The sequence below is a fragment of the Duganella fentianensis genome (assembly GCF_009857835.1).
In the GTDB taxonomy this organism is placed as follows: domain Bacteria; phylum Pseudomonadota; class Gammaproteobacteria; order Burkholderiales; family Burkholderiaceae_D; genus Rugamonas; species Rugamonas fentianensis.
In genome coordinates, this window is the sequence record NZ_WWCL01000001.1 from 1 (window position 1) to 20,472 (window position 20,472).

The 20,472-nt window shown below is 59.9% G+C and carries 15 protein-coding genes and 2 rRNA genes; 13 read left to right on the forward strand and 4 right to left on the reverse strand.

Going from position 1 to position 20,472, the window contains the following annotated elements; translation table 11 throughout:
- The 4 genes from GTP23_RS00005 to GTP23_RS00020 all read left to right on the forward strand — a co-directional run.
- Positions 1-192 (forward strand): 23S ribosomal RNA (locus tag GTP23_RS00005); the annotation flags it as partial.
- Positions 193-351: 159 nt separating this feature from the next.
- Positions 352-464, forward strand: a 5S ribosomal RNA gene (gene rrf, locus GTP23_RS00010).
- Between the two features lie 167 nt (positions 465-631).
- The gene (locus tag GTP23_RS00015; RefSeq protein ID WP_161033339.1) at positions 632-1,927 is read left to right on the forward strand and encodes a L,D-transpeptidase Cds6 family protein; all 1,296 of its coding nucleotides are present in this window, start codon (positions 632-634) and stop codon (positions 1,925-1,927) included.
- Positions 1,927-3,174, forward strand: coding sequence for a L,D-transpeptidase family protein (locus GTP23_RS00020; RefSeq protein ID WP_161033340.1), 1,248 nt, complete (start codon positions 1,927-1,929; stop codon positions 3,172-3,174). Before GTP23_RS00015 ends, GTP23_RS00020 begins: the two co-directional genes overlap by 1 nt.
- Before the next feature lie 51 nt (positions 3,175-3,225).
- On the opposite strand, the gene GTP23_RS00025 is transcribed toward GTP23_RS00020, so the two are convergent.
- Positions 3,226-3,729 carry an acyloxyacyl hydrolase gene (locus GTP23_RS00025; RefSeq protein ID WP_229255868.1) on the reverse strand — a complete coding sequence of 168 codons (504 nt, stop codon included), beginning with the start codon at positions 3,727-3,729 and terminating at the stop codon, positions 3,226-3,228.
- A 159-nt stretch (positions 3,730-3,888) separates the two neighbouring features.
- On the opposite strand from GTP23_RS00025, the gene GTP23_RS00030 reads away from it, so the two are divergent.
- Positions 3,889-4,785 (forward strand): NAD(P)-dependent oxidoreductase, encoded by an 897-nt coding sequence (locus GTP23_RS00030; RefSeq protein ID WP_161033342.1) that lies wholly within the window; start codon positions 3,889-3,891, stop codon positions 4,783-4,785.
- Between the two features lie 49 nt (positions 4,786-4,834).
- Here GTP23_RS00030 and GTP23_RS00035 read toward each other — a convergent pair whose 3' ends face one another.
- Complete coding sequence (locus tag GTP23_RS00035; RefSeq protein WP_161033343.1) at positions 4,835-6,028, reverse strand: M20 aminoacylase family protein; 1,194 nt, start codon at positions 6,026-6,028, stop codon at positions 4,835-4,837.
- A 137-nt stretch (positions 6,029-6,165) separates the two neighbouring features.
- Here GTP23_RS00035 and GTP23_RS00040 point away from each other — a divergent pair, with 137 nt between their 5' ends.
- From GTP23_RS00040 to GTP23_RS00065, 6 genes are all read left to right on the forward strand, one after another.
- Positions 6,166-8,247, forward strand: a complete 2,082-nt coding sequence (locus tag GTP23_RS00040) for a molybdopterin-containing oxidoreductase family protein (RefSeq protein ID WP_161033344.1) — start codon at positions 6,166-6,168, stop codon at positions 8,245-8,247.
- Positions 8,248-8,256: 9 nt separating this feature from the next.
- Positions 8,257-9,393 (forward strand): aminopeptidase, encoded by a 1,137-nt coding sequence (locus GTP23_RS00045; protein ID WP_161033345.1) that lies wholly within the window; start codon positions 8,257-8,259, stop codon positions 9,391-9,393.
- Between the two features lie 190 nt (positions 9,394-9,583).
- Positions 9,584-11,275 carry a long-chain-fatty-acid--CoA ligase gene (locus tag GTP23_RS00050; RefSeq protein WP_161033346.1) on the forward strand — a complete coding sequence of 564 codons (1,692 nt, stop codon included), beginning with the start codon at positions 9,584-9,586 and terminating at the stop codon, positions 11,273-11,275.
- A 3-nt stretch (positions 11,276-11,278) separates the two neighbouring features.
- Positions 11,279-12,949 (forward strand): long-chain-fatty-acid--CoA ligase, encoded by a 1,671-nt coding sequence (locus GTP23_RS00055; protein ID WP_161033347.1) that lies wholly within the window; start codon positions 11,279-11,281, stop codon positions 12,947-12,949.
- A gap of 373 nt (positions 12,950-13,322) precedes the next feature.
- On the forward strand, positions 13,323-14,666 hold the full coding sequence (locus GTP23_RS00060) for a hypothetical protein (RefSeq protein ID WP_229255869.1): 1,344 nt from the start codon (positions 13,323-13,325) through the stop codon (positions 14,664-14,666).
- 29 nt (positions 14,667-14,695) lie between these two features.
- Positions 14,696-14,959 carry a PAAR domain-containing protein gene (locus GTP23_RS00065; protein ID WP_161033348.1) on the forward strand — a complete coding sequence of 88 codons (264 nt, stop codon included), beginning with the start codon at positions 14,696-14,698 and terminating at the stop codon, positions 14,957-14,959.
- A gap of 74 nt (positions 14,960-15,033) precedes the next feature.
- On the opposite strand, the gene GTP23_RS00070 is transcribed toward GTP23_RS00065, so the two are convergent.
- Positions 15,034-16,605, reverse strand: coding sequence for an alkaline phosphatase D family protein (locus tag GTP23_RS00070; RefSeq protein ID WP_161033349.1), 1,572 nt, complete (start codon positions 16,603-16,605; stop codon positions 15,034-15,036).
- Between the two features lie 28 nt (positions 16,606-16,633).
- Positions 16,634-17,083: an acyl-CoA thioesterase gene (locus tag GTP23_RS00075; protein WP_155436619.1), complete on the reverse strand. Its 450-nt coding sequence runs from the start codon at positions 17,081-17,083 to the stop codon at positions 16,634-16,636.
- 61 nt (positions 17,084-17,144) lie between these two features.
- Here GTP23_RS00075 and GTP23_RS00080 point away from each other — a divergent pair, with 61 nt between their 5' ends.
- Both GTP23_RS00080 and GTP23_RS00085 read left to right on the forward strand, forming a co-directional pair.
- Positions 17,145-19,010: an ABCB family ABC transporter ATP-binding protein/permease gene (locus GTP23_RS00080; protein ID WP_161033350.1), complete on the forward strand. Its 1,866-nt coding sequence runs from the start codon at positions 17,145-17,147 to the stop codon at positions 19,008-19,010.
- An 18-nt stretch (positions 19,011-19,028) separates the two neighbouring features.
- Positions 19,029-20,453, forward strand: a complete 1,425-nt coding sequence (locus tag GTP23_RS00085) for a M20/M25/M40 family metallo-hydrolase (protein ID WP_161033351.1) — start codon at positions 19,029-19,031, stop codon at positions 20,451-20,453.
- Positions 20,454-20,472 lie beyond the last annotated feature (19 nt).

A 20,472-nucleotide genomic window follows, 5' to 3' on the forward strand; every position in this document is an offset into this window, starting at 1 on the left:
TTGCCGGGTAGCTAAGTCTGGAAGAGATAACCGCTGAAAGCATCTAAGCGGGAAACTTGCCTTAAGATGAGATTTCCCAGAGCCTTGAGCTCTTTGAAGGGTCGTTCGAGACCAGGACGTTGATAGGCTGGGTGTGGAAGTGCAGTAATGCATTAAGCTAACCAGTACTAATTGCCCGTACGGCTTGTCCCTATAACCTTAGCAGGATATAGGTAAGAAGACCGTTAAACGTATGTTGATACGCTTCGTTACCCTAAAAAATTTACTGTATAAACGATTTAAATCGTATATAATACTGCTTCCAGATTCAAGGCGGCGCGGAAAAAGACGCGACGCTAGTACAAGTCAAAGCTTGATGACCATAGCAAGTTGGTCCCACCCCTTCCCATCCCGAACAGGACCGTGAAACAACTCTGCGCCGATGATAGTGCTGCAACCAGTGTGAAAGTAGGTTATCGTCAAGCTAGTTATTAAGAGAACCCCCACCGCCATATGCGAATTGATCGCGTACAGAGCTGGTGGGGGTTTTTGCATTTGTGTAGCAAAAAACACATGGTGTCTACACTCTAGATTTTGAGTTAGAGAAACTAAAGGTGTACCATGTGGACTTTCGTGCTTGCTTTCTATCCTGATGAAAAATAAGACAGCGCTGTACCGTGCCCTGACTGCCGCTGGCATGGTGGCATCCCTCTGTATGTTCGCACCGGCCTACGCCGATGAGATTGCCGATGTAGGTAAGCTGGCCAAGGCCGGCAAAGTGGTAGAAGCGCTGAGCAAAGCCAACGAATACCTCGCAAAACACCCTGCCGATCCGCAAATGCGCTTCATGAAAGGCGTCTTGCTGACGGAACAGAACAAGTCTGAAGAGGCGATCGCCGTCTTCACCAAACTAACCGAAGATTACAAGGATCTGCCGGAGCCGTATAACAATCTGGCCGTGCTGTATGCTGCCAGCGGGCAGTACGATAAGGCCCGGATAGCGCTGGAAAAGGCGATCCGCACCAATCCTAGCTATATGACGGCCTATGAAAATCTGGGCGACGTATATGGCAAGATGGCTAGCCAGGCTTACGATAAAGCGCTGGCACTGGGCGCTAACAATACGCCGTCGAAATCGCGTCTGACGCTGCTGCGCAGCTTCTCCAGCACCACCGGCGTGAAAGGTAGTGTGCCTGAGTTGCCTCCAGCGGCCGCACCTGCACCAGCTCCGGCCGCCGCACCAGCGCCGGCCCCGGCAACGCAAGCGGCGCAGGCTGGCCGTCCGGCTGCGCCGCCGCTGATTTCGCAGATTCCCGCCGATAGCGGCAAGAACACCATGCTGGCGCGGATACCTGCGTTGTCCGTGACGCCACCACCGCCTGCGGCCGCCAAACCGGCCCCTGCTCCTGCGCCTGTCCCGACGCCGGTGCCGGCACCAGCCGCTACCAAGCCGGCCGTGCCGGTGCCGCTGCCAGTTCCGGTGCAAACCAAACCTGAGCCCGCCAAGCCAGCCCCTGCGCCTGTGGTGGCCAAGCCTGAACCGGCCAAGGTGGAGCCGCCTAAGCCGGCCAAGCCGGAAGCTCCGAAACCTGCCAAGCCGGATACCTCGGACCGTGATGCGGTGCTGGCACAGGTGAATGGCTGGGCTAAAGCATGGACGGCACAGAATGTGGACTCCTACCTCGGTTACTATAGCCGTGATTTCGAACCGCCTAAGGGCATGACCCACAAGGCCTGGGCGGAAGAGCGCCGTAGCCGTATCGAAGGCAAGGGACGTATCCGTGTGGAAGTCAGTTCGCCTGAGGTTGTGGTGACAGGAAATACGGCGAAAGTAACCTTCCGCCAGACCTATGAATCGGATCGTTTGACGGCTAGAAGCCGGAAAGTGCTCGTGCTCACCAAAAATGGTGGAAAATGGCAGATCAAGCAGGAGTCCTCGGGTAGCTGATGTCATATTCAAGATTTAAAACTTCATGGCGGACGCGCATTGCGCTGTCCGTCGTTTTTTTCGGCCTGCTGGCTGGCGAGGTCAGTTACGCTGCCAGAAAGCCAGCGCGGGCCGTTGCGCCCGCGAAAGCTAATCCGGAAACGCTGCTGGCGGACATCCATAAGGAACTGGCTCAGCACAATCTGCGCGCCGCGCAGCAAAAGGCTGACGCACTGGTGGAGGCCTATCCGACCTTCCGCCTGGGCCACCTGATCCGCGGCGATATTCTGCTCATGCATACCCGTCCTGTGGCGGCGCTCGGTGCGGCCGCCATGGTGCCGACGGCACCCGTTGGCACGGATGCCAAGCTGGCCGATCTGCGCCGTGAAGCCACCGTGCGTATGCAGGCTGAACCGGGCCGTCCATCGCCGACCTTGCTGCCGCGCGCACTGCTGCAGATGCGCAAGGATCAGCGCCATGCGCTGATCGTCGATGCCAAGCATTCGCGCCTGTATCTGTACGAAAACCGTAACGACCAGATCCGTCTGCTGCAGGACTTCTATGTGAGCCAGGGCAAGCTGGGGATTAACAAGCTCAAGGAAGGTGATATGCGCACGCCCGTGGGCGTGTACAACATCATCGGCCGTCTGCCCGGTGTGAAGCTGCCTGACCTGTATGGCAAGGGCGCGCTGCCGCTCGATTATCCGAATGACTGGGACAAGATACAGGGGCGCGGCGGTTCCGGTATCTGGGTGCATGGTGTGCCGAACGAAACCTTCAGCCGTCCACCGCTGTCTACCGACGGCTGCGTGGTGGTGAGCAATGACGACCTGAACCTGCTGACCCGCATCGTGGAAGTAGGCAAGACACCAGTGCTGATCGGCGATCAGGTGGAGTTTGTCAGCAAGGAGCAGCTGGAGCGTGATCTGCGCGTGGCTAGCTCGCTGGTGGAGAACTGGCGCCGCGACGTGGAGAATCGCGACGAGGCGGCCCTGCGTTCGCTGTATTCGGCGCGCTTCAGGACCAGTAATGATGGCGACCTCAACGCGTGGCTGGACAAGAACCGTTATCTGCCCGGGGTCAAGAACATCAGTGTGACGGTGACGGATTCCGCTTTCTTCCGTCAGCCTAGTCAGGAAGAAATGATCGTCAGCAGTTTTACCCAGCAGATCGTGGCCGGTAAATTCCGCCACGCCGTGCGCAAGAAGCAGTACTGGGCGCGCGAAGGCAAGAACTGGAAAATTGTCGCGGAGTCGAATCTGTCCTGATAAAAAAAGCCCCTTGAGATCAAGGGGCTTTTTACTTTGGGGCGCAAGCGCTTAGAAGTGATACGCGGCTTTGACTTCGAGGAAGTTCACACCGGTATTGGGCTTCTTGTAGCCGCCGTTGGAGAAGTGCTGGATCTTGCCGGCCACTTCCCAGTTATTGTCGAACACATAGCCGATGCCCACGTGGTCGCCGAACTGGAAGTGGGTGGACAGGCGATAGGTATCGTTGTCGTACAGTTTGGATAGACGGTGCACACCGATGCCGCCCTCGTAGTACAGGCCCTTCTTGTTGTCATTCTGGAAGCGGAACACGGGCGTGAAGCCGACATCCCACAGGTGGGCGGTATTGCCCGAGATATTCTTGTACTGGCTTTCCTTCCATGCGCCAGCGCTCAATTCCCAGTAACCGCTCAGGTGCGTGCCATTCGACTGGAACCAGCGTACATCCCAGTCCTTGGCGGCGCTCAGGCGCACCATCTGCACTTTGGCAGCGCTGCCATAATCGACCGAAACGGAATCGACCAGCTGGTCATTGGCGGCGTATGCACCTTGCATAGCCAACAGCGTGGCGACGGACGCCAAAACTTTTTTCGCGAACATAGTATCCTTACTAAAGTGATGCTGTATCTAAAAATTTATACGGCTAAGAAGATTGTACCGGTGTTTGAAGAATAATTCCGGCATCCCGGCAATTGTTGATTTCAGGAGTGGGTTTTGGTGACAGGTATAGCCTTTCTCGGCATAGGTTTGATGGGGGACCCCATGGTGCGGCGCTTGCTGGCAGCCGGCCATGCGGTGACGGTATGGAACCGCACGGCAGCCAAGGCGCTGCCGCTGGCCGAGGCCGGTGCCACGGTGGCGCCGGATCTGGCCAGTGCCGTGCGCGGCGCGGGCATGGTGATCTCGATGCTGGAAGCGGGCCCCGTGGTGGGGGCAGTGCTGCGCGATGCTTTGCCGGCGCTGGCGCCGCGCGCACTGTGGATCGATATGAGTTCCACCCGTCAGGATGAGGCGCAGGCTTTCCATGCCGTGCTGACGGCGCAGGGGCAGCGCTTTATCGATGCGCCCGTATCGGGCGGCGTGGGGGGGGCCGCGGCCGGTACGCTGGCCATCATGGCGGGCGGTGCGCAGGCTGATTTTGACGAGGCTGTGCCCGTGCTGCAGGCCATGGGCCGGCCCACGCTGGTGGGACCAGCCGGTAGCGGGCAGGTGGCCAAGCTGTGTAACCAGCTGATCGTCGGCGCCACCATCAATGTGGTGGCGGAAGCGCTGTTGCTGGCGCAGGCGGCGGGAGCGGATCCGGCCGCCATGCGCGCCGCCATCCGTGGCGGTTTTGCCGAGAGCAAAATTCTTGATGTACATGGCCAGCGTATGCTGGAGCGTAATTTTGTCGCCGGTGGTCAGGTCAAGACGCAGCTGAAAGACCAGCAGAATATTCTGGCTGCTGCGCAGGCCGCCGGCTTGCAGCTGCCGATCACGGAACTGGTGACGCAGCGCTACCGGTCGCTCGTGCAGAGCGTGCCGCAGGCTGACCATGCGGCCGGATTACTCGGGCTGGAAGCGTTAAATCCCGGCGTGCGGCTGGGTGATGCACCTGACCGGCTAGGCTAGCCTAGCGGGCTAGCACGTAGCTGCGCTAGCCCGTCGACATGGTGCTGGCTCAGGCCGGTGCCAGCGCTTTTTCCACCAGCTTGACCCAGAAGCTGGCGCCTATCGGCAGCAGGTTGTCGTTGAAATCGTAGCTGGCATTATGCAGCACGCAGGGGCCGAGGCCGTGACCACCGTCGCGGTGCTCGCCTTCGCCATTACCGATGAAGACGTAGCAGCCCGGCTTGGCCTGCAGGAAGAAGGCAAAGTCTTCTGCGCCCATGGTCGGCTCGACCTGATCATCGACATTTTCTGCGCCCACGACTTCTTTCATGACTTCCACGGCGAAGCGGGTCTGCTCTGCATGGTTGACCAGTGGCGGGTAGTTGCGGCGGAACTTGAAGTCCACTTCGGCGCCAAACGCAGCAGCCGTATGCTGGGCCACTTCGCCCATGCGCTGCTCTATCATGTCCAGCACGGGCTGGGTGAAGGTGCGCACGGTGCCGACCAGATTGGCTTCGTCGGGGATCACGTTGGTGGCGCTACCGGCGTGGATCTGGGTAATCGACAGCACGGCCGTATCAAGCGGGCTCTTCTGCCGGCTGATGATGGTCTGCCAGCTCTGGGCGATCTGTACCGCGATCATCACCGGGTCGATGCCCTTGTGCGGCTGGGCCGCATGGGCACCCTTGCCTTTGACGGTGACGTAGAACTCGTTACTCGAGGCCATCATCGGGCCAGCCGTTACGCTCATGGTGCCGGCCGCAGCGCCGGGCCAGTTGTGCATGCCGTAAATTGCATCCATCGGGCATTGTTCGAACAGGCCGTCGTCTATCATGCGGCGCGCACCGGCGCCGCCTTCTTCGGCCGGCTGGAATACCAGATACACGGTGCCATCGAAGTTGCGCTGCTCGGCCAGATATTTGGCCGCGCCCAGCAGCATGGCCGTGTGGCCATCGTGGCCGCAGGCGTGCATCTTGCCCGCATGGCGCGAGGCGTGGGCGAAGGTGTTGATTTCCTGCATAGGTAGCGCATCCATATCGGCGCGCAGGCCGATGGCGCGGCTGGAGCTGCCGTGCTTGATGATGCCGACCACGCCCGTCTTGCCTAGACCACGGATGACGGGGATGCCCCAGGCCGTCAGCTGGGCAGCGACGATGTCGGAAGTGCGCTGCTCTTCGTAGCAGAGTTCGGGATGGGCGTGCAGGTCGCGGCGGATTTGCTGTATTTCCGCTTGAAATGCAATGATGGGATCAACTAATTTCATCTGCGTCTCCAGTGTTGGGTTCGCCTACCTCGTGGGCAGCGAGAGCAGCCATTGTAGCCCTTGTCAGCCAAACAAATCCAGCAAGGCCAGAATCGGCTACGATATGGGTTTCAGATGCTGTAATCCGGATTGAAGACATGACAAGCACACAAGTTGTTCGCGCCACCTGCCCCCACGATTGCCCTGACACCTGCGCCCTGCTGGTGACGGTGGAAGATGGCGTGGCCACCGCCGTCAAAGGCGACCCTGACCACCCGACCACGGCCGGTGTGCTGTGCACCAAGGTGTCGCGCTACACCGAGCGCACCTATCACGAGGAGCGCCTGCTGTATCCGCTGCGCCGCGTGGGCAAGAAGGGCGAGGGCAAGTTCGAGCGCATCAGCTGGGACGAAGCGCTGGACACCATCGCCAGCCGGCTGGGCAGCATCGCCGCGCGTGATCCGCAAGCCATCCTGCCGTACAGCTACTGCGGCACCATGGGGCTGGTGCAGGGCGAATCGATGTCGGCGCGCTTCTTCCACCAGCTCGGTGCCTCGCTGCTGGACCGCACCATCTGCGCGACAGCCGGCTTTACCGGCTATAAATACACCATAGGCGCGACCATAGGCACGGACCTCGAGCAGTTCCAGAACGCCAAGCTGATTCTGATCTGGGGCGGTAATCCGATCGCATCGAATCTGCACTTCTGGACCCGCGCGCAGGAAGCCAAGCGGCGCGGCGCCAAGCTGATCGCCATCGATCCCTATCGTTCGCTGACGGCCGAGAAATGCCATCAGCACATCGCGCTGCTGCCCGGTACCGATGCAGCGCTGGCGCTGGGCTTGATGCATGTGCTGATCGCAGAAGACCTGCTCGACCATGACTACATCGCCAACTACACGGTGGGCTTCGAGCAACTCAAACAGCGCGTGGCGGAATGGACGCCCGAGCGCACGGCCGAGACTTGCGGCATCACGGTCGCCGAAGTGGTGGAACTGGCGCGCCTGTATGGCGGCATGGCCAAGGCCGGCGAACCGGTGGCGATCCGCACCAACTACGGCGTGCAGCGCGTGCATGGCGGCGGCATGGCCGTGCGCAACCTGACCTGTCTGCCGGCACTGGTGGGCGCGTGGCGTCACGCTGCCGGCGGCGTGCAGCTGTCGGCCAGTGGCGGCTTCCCGACCAACAAGCCGGCGCTGCAGCGGCCTGATCTGCAGAGCAAGCCGTCGCGCACCATCAACATGACCACCATCGGCGACGATCTGCTGCGTCCTGCCTCGGCGGAGTTCGGCCCTGCAGTGGAGGCCGTCATCGTCTACAACGCCAACCCGCTGGCGATTGCACCGGACTCGTCCAAAGTGATGGCGGGCTTTGCCCGCGAAGACCTGTTCACCGTGGTGCTGGAACACTTCCAGACCGATACGGTGGACTATGCCGACATCGTGCTGCCGGCCACCACCCAGCTGGAGCACATCGACGCGCACAGCGCTTACGGCCACCTGTACATGATGGCCAACAATGCCGCCATTGCCCCGCTGGGCGAAGCCAAGCCGAATACGGAAGTGTTCCGTCTGCTGGCTGCACGCATGGGCTTCAGCGATCCCTGTTTCAAGGACAGTGACGACGAGCTGGCCGCCATGGCCTTCAACCGTCAGGATGCGCGCGCCATCCATTTCGACTGGGATGCGCTCAAGCAGAAGGGCTGGCAGAAACTGAATATGCCGGACGCGCCATTTGCCGAGGGCGGCTTCCCTACGCCATCGGGCAAGTGCGAGTTCTATTCGGCCAGCATGGCGGCCGACGGGCTCGATCCGCTGCCTGCGTATATCGCGCCCTACGAATCAGTAGCCAGCAATCCCGAACTGGCCAGGCGCTATCCGCTGGCGATGATTTCTCCGCCTGCACGTAACTTCCTCAACTCCACCTTTGTGAACGTGAAGAGTTTGCGTTCGGCCGAAGGCGAGCCGCATCTGGACATCCATCCGGACGATAGCGCGGCACGCGGCATCAGCGATGGCGATATGGTGCGCATCTTTAACGACCGTGGCAGTTTCGTCGCCAAAGCGCGCGTGACGGATAAGGCCCGTGCCGGTCTGGTGGTGGGCCTGTCGGTGTGGTGGAAGAAACTGGCGCGCGATGGTAAGAACGCCAACGAGGTGACCAGTCAGCGCCTGACCGACATGGGCCGTGCGCCAACGTTTTACGATACACTGGTCGAAGTCGAAAGAGCCACCCCCTGAAGGTGATGTATGTCCCAGCCTGCCCGCCGCTATGCCCGCGCCAGACTCTGGCTGGGGCGGTGGCGCTTAGGGCTGTTGTTGCTGGGGCTGGCTGGCTGTGCCCAGCTGCAGTACTACGTGCAGGCCGCGCAAGGCCAGTACGCACTGTGGTCTGATGCGCGCCCTATCGAAGACTGGCTGGGCGATCCAGCCACTGATCCCAAGCTCAAGGCGCGGCTGGAAAAAGCCCTGCTGATCCGCCGTTTCGCCGTGCAGGAACTGGGGCTGCCCGATAATTCCAGCTATCGCAACTATGCCGCGCTGAGCCGTCCCTTCGTGCTGTGGAATGTGGTGGCCACACCGGAGTTTTCGCTGGAGCCGCTGCGCTGGTGTTTCCCCATTGCGGGCTGTGTCAGCTATCGCGGCTATTACAGCAAGGATGATGCGCTGGCTTTTGCTGCCGGTCTGCGCGAGGAGGGCAAGGACGTGCAGGTAGGTGGCGTGCCGGCCTATTCCACGCTGGGCTGGTTCAGCGATCCGCTGCTGTCCACCTTCATCCATTATTCCGATGCCGAACTGGCGCGCATGATTTTTCACGAACTCGCGCATCAGGTGGCCTATGTGCCCGGCGACAGCACGTTTAACGAAAGCTTTGCCACGGCGGTGGAGGAAGCGGGGCTGGAGCGCTGGCTGGAACTGTATGGCAACGAGGCCATGCGGGCCGCTTATGTTCAGTACAATGCGCGCCGACAAGCGTTTCTTGCCTTGCTGATAACGCACCGCAACATGCTCGAGCAACTGTATGCGCAAAAGAGCAGTGCGCGCCACAAACGGACGCGCAAAGCGGCCATTTTCCAGCACCTGCAAAGCGAGTATCAACTGCTGAAAACCAGCTGGGGCGGCTATGCCGGTTATGACCGCTGGTTCGCCGAGCCGCTGAATAACGCCCACCTGAGCGCAGTGGGAACTTACCATGAACTGTTGCCTGCTTTCCGCAATCTCCTAAAGCAAGAACGAACGTTCGTTCGATTTTATGTTGCGGTGCAAAATCTAGCATCTCTTGATTTGCCTCAACGTCAGCAGCGGCTACAGCAACTGAGTCCACCAGTAATGCTGCATGCCGACAACGCGTCGCAATCGGTTTCAAGCGCAGAACCGTCAAAATGATGCTGCAATGCAGCAGAAAATACCCGTTAGAAGGGGTGTTCAAATGTGGTTAAATGCGCTTGCGTCTGAGCTTGCTGCCCGATAGCATCGACATAAGTAGGCTCCGGAAGTGCGCATAGACGTCACGCCGGCCTGTATCCGGCTCTGTGCGCCGGACCCCTTATAACGATCACGAGACACGAGGCACAGCATGGAAAAAATCTGGTTGAAGTCTTACCCGCCCGGCATGCCAACGGAGATAGACACGAGTCAATACCGTTCGCTGGTGCAACTGATGGAAGAGTCCTTCCACAAGTTTGCAGATCGCAAGGCCTATGTCTGCATGGACAAATACCTCAGCTACGCCGAGGTGGATTTGTACTCCAAGCGTCTGGGCGCATGGCTGCAAAGCCGAGGCCTGAAAAAGGGCGCACGCGTGGCCATCATGATGCCTAACGTGCTGCAATACCCGATTGCCATTGCTGCCATCCTGCGTGCCGGTTATACCGTGGTCAACGTCAACCCGCTGTACACGCCGCGTGAACTCGAGCACCAGCTTAACGACTCCGGCAGCGAAGCCATCATCGTGCTGGAAAACTTTGCCACCACGCTGGAGCAGGTTCTGCCGCGCACCCCGGTCAAACACATCATCGTTGCCAATATGGGCGAAATGCTGGGCGGCCTGAAAGGCATGCTGGTCAATTTCGTCGTGCGCAACGTCAAAAAAATGGTGCCGCCATACTCGCTGCCGAATGCCGTGCGCTTCAAGGATGCGCTGTCGCAGGGCGCCGGCATGAAGCTGACGCCGGTAGCACTGGAAGCCAGCGATCCCGCCTTCCTGCAGTACACGGGCGGCACTACGGGCGTCTCCAAGGGCGCCACGCTGACCCATACCAATGTGGTGGCCAACCTGCTGCAGACGGAAGCCTGGTCGGTACCGGCGCTGGGTTCGGTGAAAGAACAGATTTCCATCGTGTGCGCGCTGCCGCTGTACCACATCTTCGCGCTGACGGCCTGCGCCATGTGGGGCACGCGCGTGGGTGCACTGAATATTCTGATTCCGAATCCGCGTGATATCGGCGGCTTCATCAAAGAGCTGCACAAGTACAAATTCAATATGCTGCCGGCCGTGAACACGCTGTACAACGCGCTGGTTAACCATCCCGGCTTCGGCGCGCTGGACTTCTCCGGCCTGAAAATCTGCAACGCCGGCGGGATGGCGCTGCAAAAGACCGTCAATGACAAGTGGCTGAAAGTCACTGGTGTGCCGATTATCGAAGGCTATGGCCTGTCCGAAACTTCGCCCGTGGCGACCTGCAACCGTGCCGATAGCCCGGCCTTTACCGGCACCATCGGCCTGCCCGTGCCATCGACCGATATTGCCATCCTCGATGACGACGGCAAGCCTGTGCCTATCGGCCAGTCGGGCGAAATCGCGATCCGCGGTCCGCAGGTGATGGCGGGCTACTGGAATCGTCCTGATGAAACCGCCAAGGTCATGACGCCGGATGGTTACTTCAAATCGGGTGATGTCGGTGTGATGGACGAAAACGGTTATGTGCGCATCGTCGATCGCAAGAAGGACATGATCCTGGTGTCCGGCTTCAACGTTTATCCAAACGAACTGGAAGCCGTGATCGCTGCTCACCCCGGCGTGCTGGAATGCGCCTGCATCGGCGTGCCGGACGAACACTCGGGCGAAGCCGTGAAAGTATTCGTGGTGAAGCGCGATCCGAATCTGACGCAGGAAGACCTGATGGCCTACTGCAAAGAACAATTTACCGGCTATAAAAAGCCGAAATATATCGAGTTCCGCGAGGAGCTACCCAAAACCAATGTCGGGAAAATCCTGCGGCGCATGCTGCGCGATGAAGCGCCCGGCCAGAACCAGAAAGCTGCATAACACATGGAAAAGATTTGGCTCAAGTCCTACCCTGAAGGCGTTCCTGCCGAGATCGACGTTAACCAGTACCGTTCGGTGACCCATTTGCTGGAAGAAGCGTTCAGCAAATACGCCGACCGTAATGCGTATGTGTGCATGGACAAGTTCCTCACCTACCGCGAACTGGATAAGCTGTCGCAGCAGATGGGCGCATGGCTGCAAAGCAAGGGCCTGCATGCCGGCGCGCGCGTTGCCATCATGCTGCCAAACGTGCTGCAGTATCCGGTAGCGATGGCGGCCATTCTGCGTGCCGGATATGCGGTGGTGAACGTCAACCCGCTGTACACGCCGCGCGAACTGCAGCACCAGCTGGTGGACTCCGGTGCGGAAGCCATCATCGTGCTGGAAAACTTTGCGACGACGGTGGAGCAGGTGGTCGCGCACACCAAGGTCAAGCAGGTTATCGTGGCCACCATGGGCGATATGCTGGGCACCTTTAAAGGCGCGATGGTGAATCTGGTAGTGCGCAAAGTGAAGAAGATGGTGCCGGCCTATTCGCTGCCGCAGGCCGTGTCGTTCAAGCGCGTGCTGGCCGAAGGCGCGCGCCTGAAGCTGGAGCCGGTCAAGCAGGGCCTCGACGATATCGCTTTCCTGCAGTACACGGGCGGTACCACGGGCGTCTCCAAAGGCGCGGTGTTGCTGCACCGTAACATCATCGCCAACGTGCTGCAGAACGAAGCCTGGCTGCAGTTCAAGCAGCAGAATCAGCAACTGGTGTTCGTCTGCGCACTGCCGCTGTACCACATCTATTCGCTGACCGTGAGTGCCTTCATGGGTACGCGCGTGGGCGGTCTGAATCTACTGATTCCTAACCCGCGCGATATTCCCGGCTTCGTGAAAGAACTGGCCAAGTATCCGGTGGCCGTGTTCCCGGCCGTGAACACGCTGTACAACGCGCTGCTCAACAATCCGGACTTCGCCAAGCTGGACTTCTCGTCCTACTCGGTCTGCAACGGTGGCGGCATGGCCGTGCAGCAGGCCGTGGCCGACCGCTGGCTGAAGCTGACGGGCACGCCTATTATCGAAGGTTACGGCATGTCCGAAACCTCGCCGGTGGCCACGGCCAACCGCGTGGATATCAAGGAATTCACTGGCACTATCGGCTTGCCGATTCCATCGACCGATGTCTGCATCCTCGACGACGACGGCAAGGAACTGCCGCTGGGTCAGGCAGGCGAGATAGCCATCCGTGGTCCGCAGGTGATGGCAGGCTACTGGAACCGTGCTGATGAAACGGCCAAGTCGATGACGGCGGATGGCTTCTTCAAAACGGGCGACGTGGGCGTGATGGACGAACGCGGCTTCACCCGCATCGTTGATCGCAAGAAGGACATGATTATCGTATCCGGCTTCAATGTGTATCCGAACGAAGTGGAAGGCGTGATCGCTTCCCATCCGGGCGTGCTGGAAGTGGCGTGCATCGGCGTGCCGGACAAGCACTCGGGCGAAGCCGTGAAGCTGTTCGTGGTGCGCAAGGATCCGGCCCTGACGGCAGACCAACTGCTGGACTTCTGCAAGCATGAACTGACGGCTTATAAAAAGCCCAAGTACATCGAGTTCCGCGATGAACTGCCTAAGACCAATGTGGGCAAGATCCTGCGTCGCCAGCTGCGCGACGAAAAAGCCGCCGCATAAGCCGCAACGCTACTTCACAGAAATCGCCTGCTTCGCCAGGCGATTTTTTTTGCGCGTGGTGCAGGCGCGTCGGGGGGGGGGAACGAAGTGGCTGCGATGTTTTACTCCAGCTGCGCCAGCTCGTTTGCGTTCAAGCGCAGCAAAATAGAAGTATCCCCATCAAAAGTTGCGCAGTCACAAATTGCTAACCAAGCGAAATGCCGACTATGGCGACTAGCCTTGTTACCGAAATCGAATGTGACGTATCAGTCGATGTTGCCGAGGTCGTTCGATCGCGAGGCGCTTTTCTGAAAATGAATCTTCACTCAACCCCAGCAAGTGTCACTTCAACCGTGAGCTTGAAAAGTCGATCTGGATTCTATTTTAAGGAGATATGATGCGCAGCTTCCCTGCTTTACCCGTGCTTGCCGCTATTGTTGCTCTGCTCATGTTGAGCGCTTGTTCTAGTTTGGCGCGGCAATCCTCCTCGTCTGTTGCTGCCGAAATCACAGGGTCAATTGCTCGACCATTCAGGGCACAGGTGGTCGGGGTGCAGTGGCTCAATCCTTTGCAGCGGCGCGACTATCCAACTGAATGGCAATTATTGTGGACCCTCGGCTTAGTCAAACCCAATACAGATGACGACATGGTTAGGATTCAGTCGCAACGGTTTTCCACGCTGCAGGCACTAGCCCCCATTGCTGCAGGTAATGGGGGGAAAGAGACATTTAAAGGCTTCCACCATAAATATATTACCGAGCTGCTCTATGTCCAGCGTGACATCTATTTCTCCAGTTCACGCTACTTCTACAATGCTCACTCTCTTGAAACTAAAACAAGCTGGCGTGAGCTGGCAGGTATTCATGTTGAGTATGCACTGCCTGAGGGAAAACTTGATCCTATAGAGGCGGGAGAATATACCCGTGAGAGTATTATCAATTGTTTTGACATTGGAAACGTTCACTTTCCCAAGGCTTGGACACGCAATACGCCACCCGATGTTCGGGTGACGATGGGCGGGGCGAATGCTGGCTTCACTTCGCTTGCAGCAGCACTGGACTATCTGCAAGCGCATCCGAATGAGACAGTCTGGGTGATGAACTGGGATGCGCCAGCGTTCCCTCCCAAGGACACGCAGCTCAACGAGAATATGGTGCTGCTGGTGCTGGCGGGCCCGAATTACAAGACCGAGCGCAACGCGCTGGCCTGGATCGGTTATCCAGCCGCTGCTGCCAGTGCGGACTACGTGGCTCAGCAGGGCCAGTCGGCCCCTGTAATGCAGGCCTGGCAGGCGGCACTGAATGCGGCCACGCGTAACGCTGACAGGCAAAACGCCGATATTGGTTACGTCATTCATGACGCCCATAAACTGCATGCCGATTCTGCTGAACGCATCGCCAATCTGGCCCATGTTCTGGCACTTGAGGTAACGGAACTCAACTTCATGAAGCAGACTTTCAATACACCGGCGTTACTGGGCGAAATGGGAGCCGGAACGGCCCTGACCAACGTAGCGTTAGGCATTGCCTATGCCAACCATTTCGGTAAGAACGTGCTAGTCGCAGGGACCACTGATGCGGCCCGTCCCACGGCCGTGCTGGTGGCGCCACCGGCGCAGTTCCGGCCAATCATCCCCGGTGAGCCTTGGTACAGGGCCCGTGGCGAGAACAATGCCTACTTGATGTGGTGGGGCATGCGCTATGACGCGCCCCGGCATTCTCAAGGCTATTCCAAATAGATGTCGGTTGAGGTCGATGGGAGGGAACTATGCGAGGCGTGATACGGCTGAATGACCCCACCAGTCATGGTGGGAAAGTGCGCTCGGCAGCGCCGAACAGCAGCGTTATGGGCGTAGCGGTCGCCCGTCAAGGCGATCTTTGCACTTGCCCTTTACCCGGCCACGGCGTGTGCAAGATTGTCGAGGGTGATCCGTACGTGCTGATTGACGGCGTTCCGGTGGCATTCGAGGGCCATAAGACCAGCTGCGGAGCGATCCTGATATCGACAGTGTCAAGTAGCGGTTGTGATTAGCGGAAGAAGCCTGTGCCGGTTTGGATTGCCGCCCGGCCGGATATGTCGGCGCTGCTTTTCCTCGTAGCCAGACCTTAAGTACGGATCAGGCCCGGGCGGCCATTCTGCACGAGGAAGCTGGCGCAGGTGCGGATGGCGCTGTCAGCCTGATGCACGTCGTCCAGTGCGAGGAACAGGGTGCTGCATTCGCCCGGTGTGAGGTGTAGCAGCATGAAGCCGCGCTTGTCGCTGCGACCGTAGCGCAGGCTGTGGTTCATGCTGACGTACTGCTCGGTGCGGGCTTGCGGGCGCGATGACGAGGTGACGGAGGTGCCGACGAATTCCGTCGCAATCACAGGATTGGTGGGCGAGCGTGGCCGAGTAGGCAGGCGGTTGAGTTCCGCCGCAAAGAAGCTGTGCACGTCGCCACCGAGAATGAGCGGATTGCTGGCGCGGCTGTTATGCAGAGCATCGAACAGGCGCTGGCGTGCGGCCGGATAACCATCCCAGCCGTCGGTCCAGTAGCGGCCATCATCGTCATGCAGTAGCGGCAGCTGGCTGTTGGGTGCCATCAGCGTCTGCTGGGCGAGTATGTTCCAGCGTGCAGTGGAACTGGCCAGCCCCTGCTCCAGCCAGCGCTGCTGCTCCTGCCCCAGCATGCTGCGGGCTGGATCGTTGAGGGCTGTGCAGGCCCGCTCCAGCACCGAACTGGATCCACCACGGCCTGCCGGTGTGCAGGGCTGGTAGGCGCGGTACTGGCGGTCATCGAGCACATGGAAGCGTGCTAGCTGGCCCCAGTCATAGCGCTGGTACATACGCAGGTTGGCGAAGTCGGCCGGCGGCAAACGCAGCGGCATGTGTTCGTAGAAGGCCTGATAGGCAGCGGCACGGCGCGCCATGAAGTCGGGTGCGAGGCGTTCGTCGCGGTCGTTCGCATAGTCGTTGGCTACTTCATGGTCATCCCATGTGACTATCCACGGTGCGGCCAGATGGGCAGCCTGCAGGTCAGCGTCGCTTTTGTACTGGGCGTAGCGGGCGCGGTACTCGGCCAGCGTGAAGCTCTCGTTGCTGCGTACTGCGCTGGCCGGATGCTGGCGCTGGTACGGCCCCCATTCGTAGATGTAATCGCCAAGGAAGGCCACCAGATCGGGCGCGGCAGCCGCGATATGGCGGTGCGCCGCATAGCTGCCGAATTCCCAGTGCTGGCAGGAGGCCACGGCCAGCTTGAGCTGGGCGGGCATGCTGCCTGCGGCTGGCGCGGTGCGTGTGCGCCCTACCGGACTGACGGCATCGCCCAGCATGAAGCGGTACCAGTACCAGCGCTCGGGCGCCAGCCCTGTCACATCGACGTGGACGCTGTGCGCCAGCGCCGGTGCGGCGTTGGCCGAACCTTCGGCCACGATGCGGCGGAACTGCTCGTCTTCCGCCATCTGCCAGCGCACCACATACGCCAGTGGCGGCGTGGTGGCGGCATTGAAAGGATCGTGCAGAATGCGGGTCCAGATCACCACCGCATTCGGCAGCGGCGAACCGGAAGCCACGCCGAGACTGAATGGGTAGTTGCTGGCGCTGGCAGGCATGGCACTTGCATTGCCTGTCAGGCTGGATGCCGCCAGCGCACCCAGACGGGCGCCGGTCAGCAGAAACTGGCGGCGCGGACTGTCCATGCTGGTGCAGGGCGGGATGGAATGGCTGTTATGGGTGCAGCAGGGTTTCGATAGGCGGCACTTTGCGTGGTTTGCGGTCCGAGTCCGTCGCCACATAGGTCAGGGTGGCTTCCGTTACTTTGACGGTGTCGGCCTGCAGGCGGTTGCGCTCGGCGTAGACCTCGACGTTGACGGTGATGGAGGTGTTCCCCACGCGGACGATGTCGGCGTAGAAGGACAGCAGATCGCCCACGAATACGGGATTTTTGAAAACAAAGGAGTTCACCGAAATCGTAGCAACGCGGCCATTGGCGCGGCGGGTAGCAGGCAGCGAGCCGGCAATATCGACCTGCGCCATGATCCAGCCGCCGAATACGTCGCCATACACGTTGGCATCGGAGGGCGCGGGCATCATGCGCAGTTCCGGCATCTTACCGGCGGGCAGACCGCGGTTGATGGTTTGAACGGCAACGGCTGGGGTATTTTCAGGGGTGGTCATCGTGAAATCTCTTGAAGGGCTACAATTAACGGGATTGAACCATAAAACGCCGACCTTCGCCATGCGCCGCTATTCTAATTCCTCGCCAGCCCCCGCCAGCCAGACTGCCGCTACCCGTAGCGATATGGCCACCATCAAGACTCTGCTGCCCTATCTGTGGGTGTACAAGTGGCGCGTGCTGCTGGCGCTAGGCTGCCTGGTGGGCGCCAAGCTGGCCAACGTGGGCGTGCCGGTGGTGATGAAGAGTCTGATCGACCAGATGACCATTTCGCCCAGCCACCCGCAAGCGCTGCTGGTGCTGCCGCTGGGCGCGCTGGTGGCCTATGGCGTGCTGCGCGTATCGACCACCCTGTTCACCGAGCTGCGCGAGTTCCTGTTTGCGCGCGTGACGCAGCGCGCCGTGCGCACCATTGCGCTCAAGGTGTTCCGGCATTTGCACGCGCTGTCGCTGCGCTTCCACCTGAACCGCCAGACGGGCGGCATGACACGCGATATCGAACGCGGCACGCGCGCCGTGGGTTCGCTGATTTCCTACACGCTGTTTAACATTCTGCCAACGCTGGTGGAGATCGCGCTGGTGCTGGGCTACCTCGTCACCCATTACGACATCTGGTTCACCGTGATTACGGTGGTGGCACTGGTCACGTATATATCGTTTACTATCTTTATCACCGACTGGCGCACCCACTTCCGCCGCGCCATGAACGACCTCGATTCCAAAGCGAATACCAAGGCCATCGATTCGCTGCTCAACTACGAAACGGTCAAGTATTTCGGCAACGAGGACTATGAGGCCAGGCGCTATGACGAAGGCCTGCAGCGCTACGAATCGGCGGCGGTGAAATCGCAGACTTCACTGTCGCTGCTGAATACGGGCCAGTCGCTGATCATCGCCACGGCGGTGACGCTGATCCTGTGGCGCGCCACGCAGGGCGTCATCGACGGCAAGATGACGCTCGGTGATCTGGTGCTGGTGAATGCCTTCATGATCCAGTTGTACATTCCGCTCAACTTCCTCGGCGTGATCTACCGCGAAATCAAGCAGAGCCTGGCCGATATGGAAAAGCTGTTTTCGCTGCTGGATCAGAACCGCGAAGTGGCCGATGCGCCCGACGCCCAGCCGCTGCAGACGCATGGCGCCGAGGTGCGCTTCAATCACGTGGAGTTCAGCTACGACCCGAAACGCCAGATCCTGTTCGGGGTGGACTTTACGATTGCGGCCGGTACCACCACGGCCGTGGTGGGGCATAGCGGTTCGGGCAAGTCGACGTTGTCACGATTGCTGTTCCGCTTCTATGAAGTCAATCAGGGCAGCATCACCATCGACGGGCAGGATCTGCGTGCCATCACGCAGGACTCGCTGCGCCATGCCATCGGCATCGTGCCGCAGGATACGGTGCTGTTCAACGACACCATCGAATACAACATCGCCTACGGCAAGCCGGGGGCGACCCATGAGCAGATCGTGGCGGCAGCGCGCGCCGCTTCCATACACGAATTTGTCGAGAGCCTGCCCGATGGCTATGCCACCATGGTGGGCGAGCGCGGGCTGAAGCTATCCGGTGGCGAGAAGCAGCGCGTAGCGATTGCCCGTACCCTGCTGAAGAATCCGGCCATCCTGATTTTCGATGAAGCCACGTCGGCGCTGGACTCCAAGGCCGAGCAGGCAATCCAGCAGCAGCTGAAAGAAATCGCGCGCAACCGCACCACCATGGTCATCGCCCACCGTCTGTCCACTGTGGCGGATGCCGAGCAGATACTGGTACTCGATCATGGCCGCATCGTCGAGCGTGGCACCCATCAGAGCCTGCTCGCCGCGAACGGCCTGTATGCGCAGATGTGGCAGCGCCAGCAGGCGTCGGCTGAAGAAGTCCCCGGATCGCCTGCTAGCGATGAGGAACAAGCAGTCTCACTTAATTTGACTTAACTAAGCAAGGAAGCCAAGATGAAGTCTCGTTTTATGCTGGGTGCAGTAAGCCTGATGATGGCCTGCGTGCAGAGCGCATATGCCAGTTCCGATCCGAGCGAGCAGCAGTTCCGCGCGCTGTACAAAGAGCTGGTGGAAACCAATACCACGCTGTCATCCGGCAGCTGCACGCTGGCGGCCGAGCGCATCGCTGCGCGGCTGAAAACGGCGGGCTTCCCGGAAGCTGACCTGCACCTGTTTGCCGATCCTGCCCATCCGAAGGAAGGCGGTCTGGTTGCCGTGCTGCCGGGCAGCGACCCGAAAGCCAAGGCCATTCTGCTGCTGGCCCACATCGACGTGGTGGAAGCCAAGCGCGAAGACTGGACCCGTGACCCGTTCACGCTGATCGAAGAAGACGGCAAGTTCTTTGCCCGTGGTGTGGTGGACGACAAGGCGCAGGCGGCCATCTGGGCCGATACGCTGGTGCGCTTCAAATCGGCAGGCTATGTACCGCACCACACGCTGAAGATGGCGCTGACCTGCGGCGAAGAGACGGCCGGTGCCTTCAATGGTGCAGAATGGCTGACCAAGAATCGCCGCGAGCTGATCGATGCAGGCTTTGCGCTGAATGAGGGCGCGGGTGGTGAACTCAATGCCGCCGGTCGCCGCGTATCGATGACGGTGCAGGCGGGCGAAAAAGTGGCGCAGAACTACCGCCTTGAAGTGACCAACCGGGGTGGCCATAGCTCGCGTCCGCAGAAGATCAATGCCATCTACCAGCTGGCCGGTGCACTGAAAAAGATCGAGACCTTCAGCTTCCCTAACCAGCTGACAGACGGCAGCCGTGGTTACCTGAAAGGCATGGCCAAGATACAGGCGGCCGAAGGCCATCCGGATGTGGCCAAGGCCATGCTGGCCGTAGAGAAGAACCCGAAAGATGCCAGGTCGGTAGCGCTGCTTGATAGCCGCGATATCAGCTGGGCCACCATGCTGCACACCACTTGCGTGGCGACTATGCTCGATGCCGGTCATGCCACCAATGCTCTGCCGCAGCGGGCCCGCGCCAACGTCAACTGCCGCATCTTCCCCGGTGTGTCGCAGGAAGATGTACGCCTCGCGCTGGTGAAAGCCATCAACGATCCGGCCGTGAAAGTGGAGACGCTGGAAATCCGTGGCGAGAATTCGGCGCCGCCGGAACTGACCCGTGCCATCATGGAGCCGGTAGAAAAGCTGACGGCAAAAATGTGGCCCGGTGTGCCCGTGCTGCCTATCCTGCAATCGGGTGCGACGGACGGGCAGTTCCTCAATGCAGCCGGTATTCCTACCTACGGCATCAGCGGGATATTCCTTACGCCGGATCTGGGCAATATTCACGGCCTGAACGAATACATCGGCGTGCAGTCGCTGATGGAAGGCCGCGCCTTCCTGCATGAACTGGTGCGTACCTACGCAGGCCAGCCCTGAGTCTGATCGCTGACGCTGG

What these genes read in the sequence shown, in the direction of transcription:
- GTP23_RS00060 (WP_229255869.1), top strand. Translation starts at nt 13,323, where the DNA reads ATGATGCGCAGCTTCCCTGCTTTACCCGTGCTTGCCGCTATTGTTGCT.
- GTP23_RS00045 (WP_161033345.1), top strand. Translation starts at nt 8,257, where the DNA reads ATGTCCCAGCCTGCCCGCCGCTATGCCCGCGCCAGACTCTGGCTGGGG.
- GTP23_RS00020 (WP_161033340.1), top strand. Translation starts at nt 1,927, where the DNA reads ATGTCATATTCAAGATTTAAAACTTCATGGCGGACGCGCATTGCGCTG.
- GTP23_RS00015 (WP_161033339.1), top strand. Translation starts at nt 632, where the DNA reads ATGAAAAATAAGACAGCGCTGTACCGTGCCCTGACTGCCGCTGGCATG.
- GTP23_RS00025 (WP_229255868.1), bottom strand. Translation starts at nt 3,729, where the DNA reads ATGCAAGGTGCATACGCCGCCAATGACCAGCTGGTCGATTCCGTTTCG.
- GTP23_RS00055 (WP_161033347.1), top strand. Translation starts at nt 11,279, where the DNA reads ATGGAAAAGATTTGGCTCAAGTCCTACCCTGAAGGCGTTCCTGCCGAG.
- GTP23_RS00085 (WP_161033351.1), top strand. Translation starts at nt 19,029, where the DNA reads ATGAAGTCTCGTTTTATGCTGGGTGCAGTAAGCCTGATGATGGCCTGC.
- GTP23_RS00075 (WP_155436619.1), bottom strand. Translation starts at nt 17,083, where the DNA reads ATGACCACCCCTGAAAATACCCCAGCCGTTGCCGTTCAAACCATCAAC.
- GTP23_RS00080 (WP_161033350.1), top strand. Translation starts at nt 17,145, where the DNA reads ATGCGCCGCTATTCTAATTCCTCGCCAGCCCCCGCCAGCCAGACTGCC.
- GTP23_RS00035 (WP_161033343.1), bottom strand. Translation starts at nt 6,028, where the DNA reads ATGAAATTAGTTGATCCCATCATTGCATTTCAAGCGGAAATACAGCAA.
- GTP23_RS00070 (WP_161033349.1), bottom strand. Translation starts at nt 16,605, where the DNA reads ATGGACAGTCCGCGCCGCCAGTTTCTGCTGACCGGCGCCCGTCTGGGT.
- GTP23_RS00065 (WP_161033348.1), top strand. Translation starts at nt 14,696, where the DNA reads ATGCGAGGCGTGATACGGCTGAATGACCCCACCAGTCATGGTGGGAAA.
- GTP23_RS00040 (WP_161033344.1), top strand. Translation starts at nt 6,166, where the DNA reads ATGACAAGCACACAAGTTGTTCGCGCCACCTGCCCCCACGATTGCCCT.
- GTP23_RS00050 (WP_161033346.1), top strand. Translation starts at nt 9,584, where the DNA reads ATGGAAAAAATCTGGTTGAAGTCTTACCCGCCCGGCATGCCAACGGAG.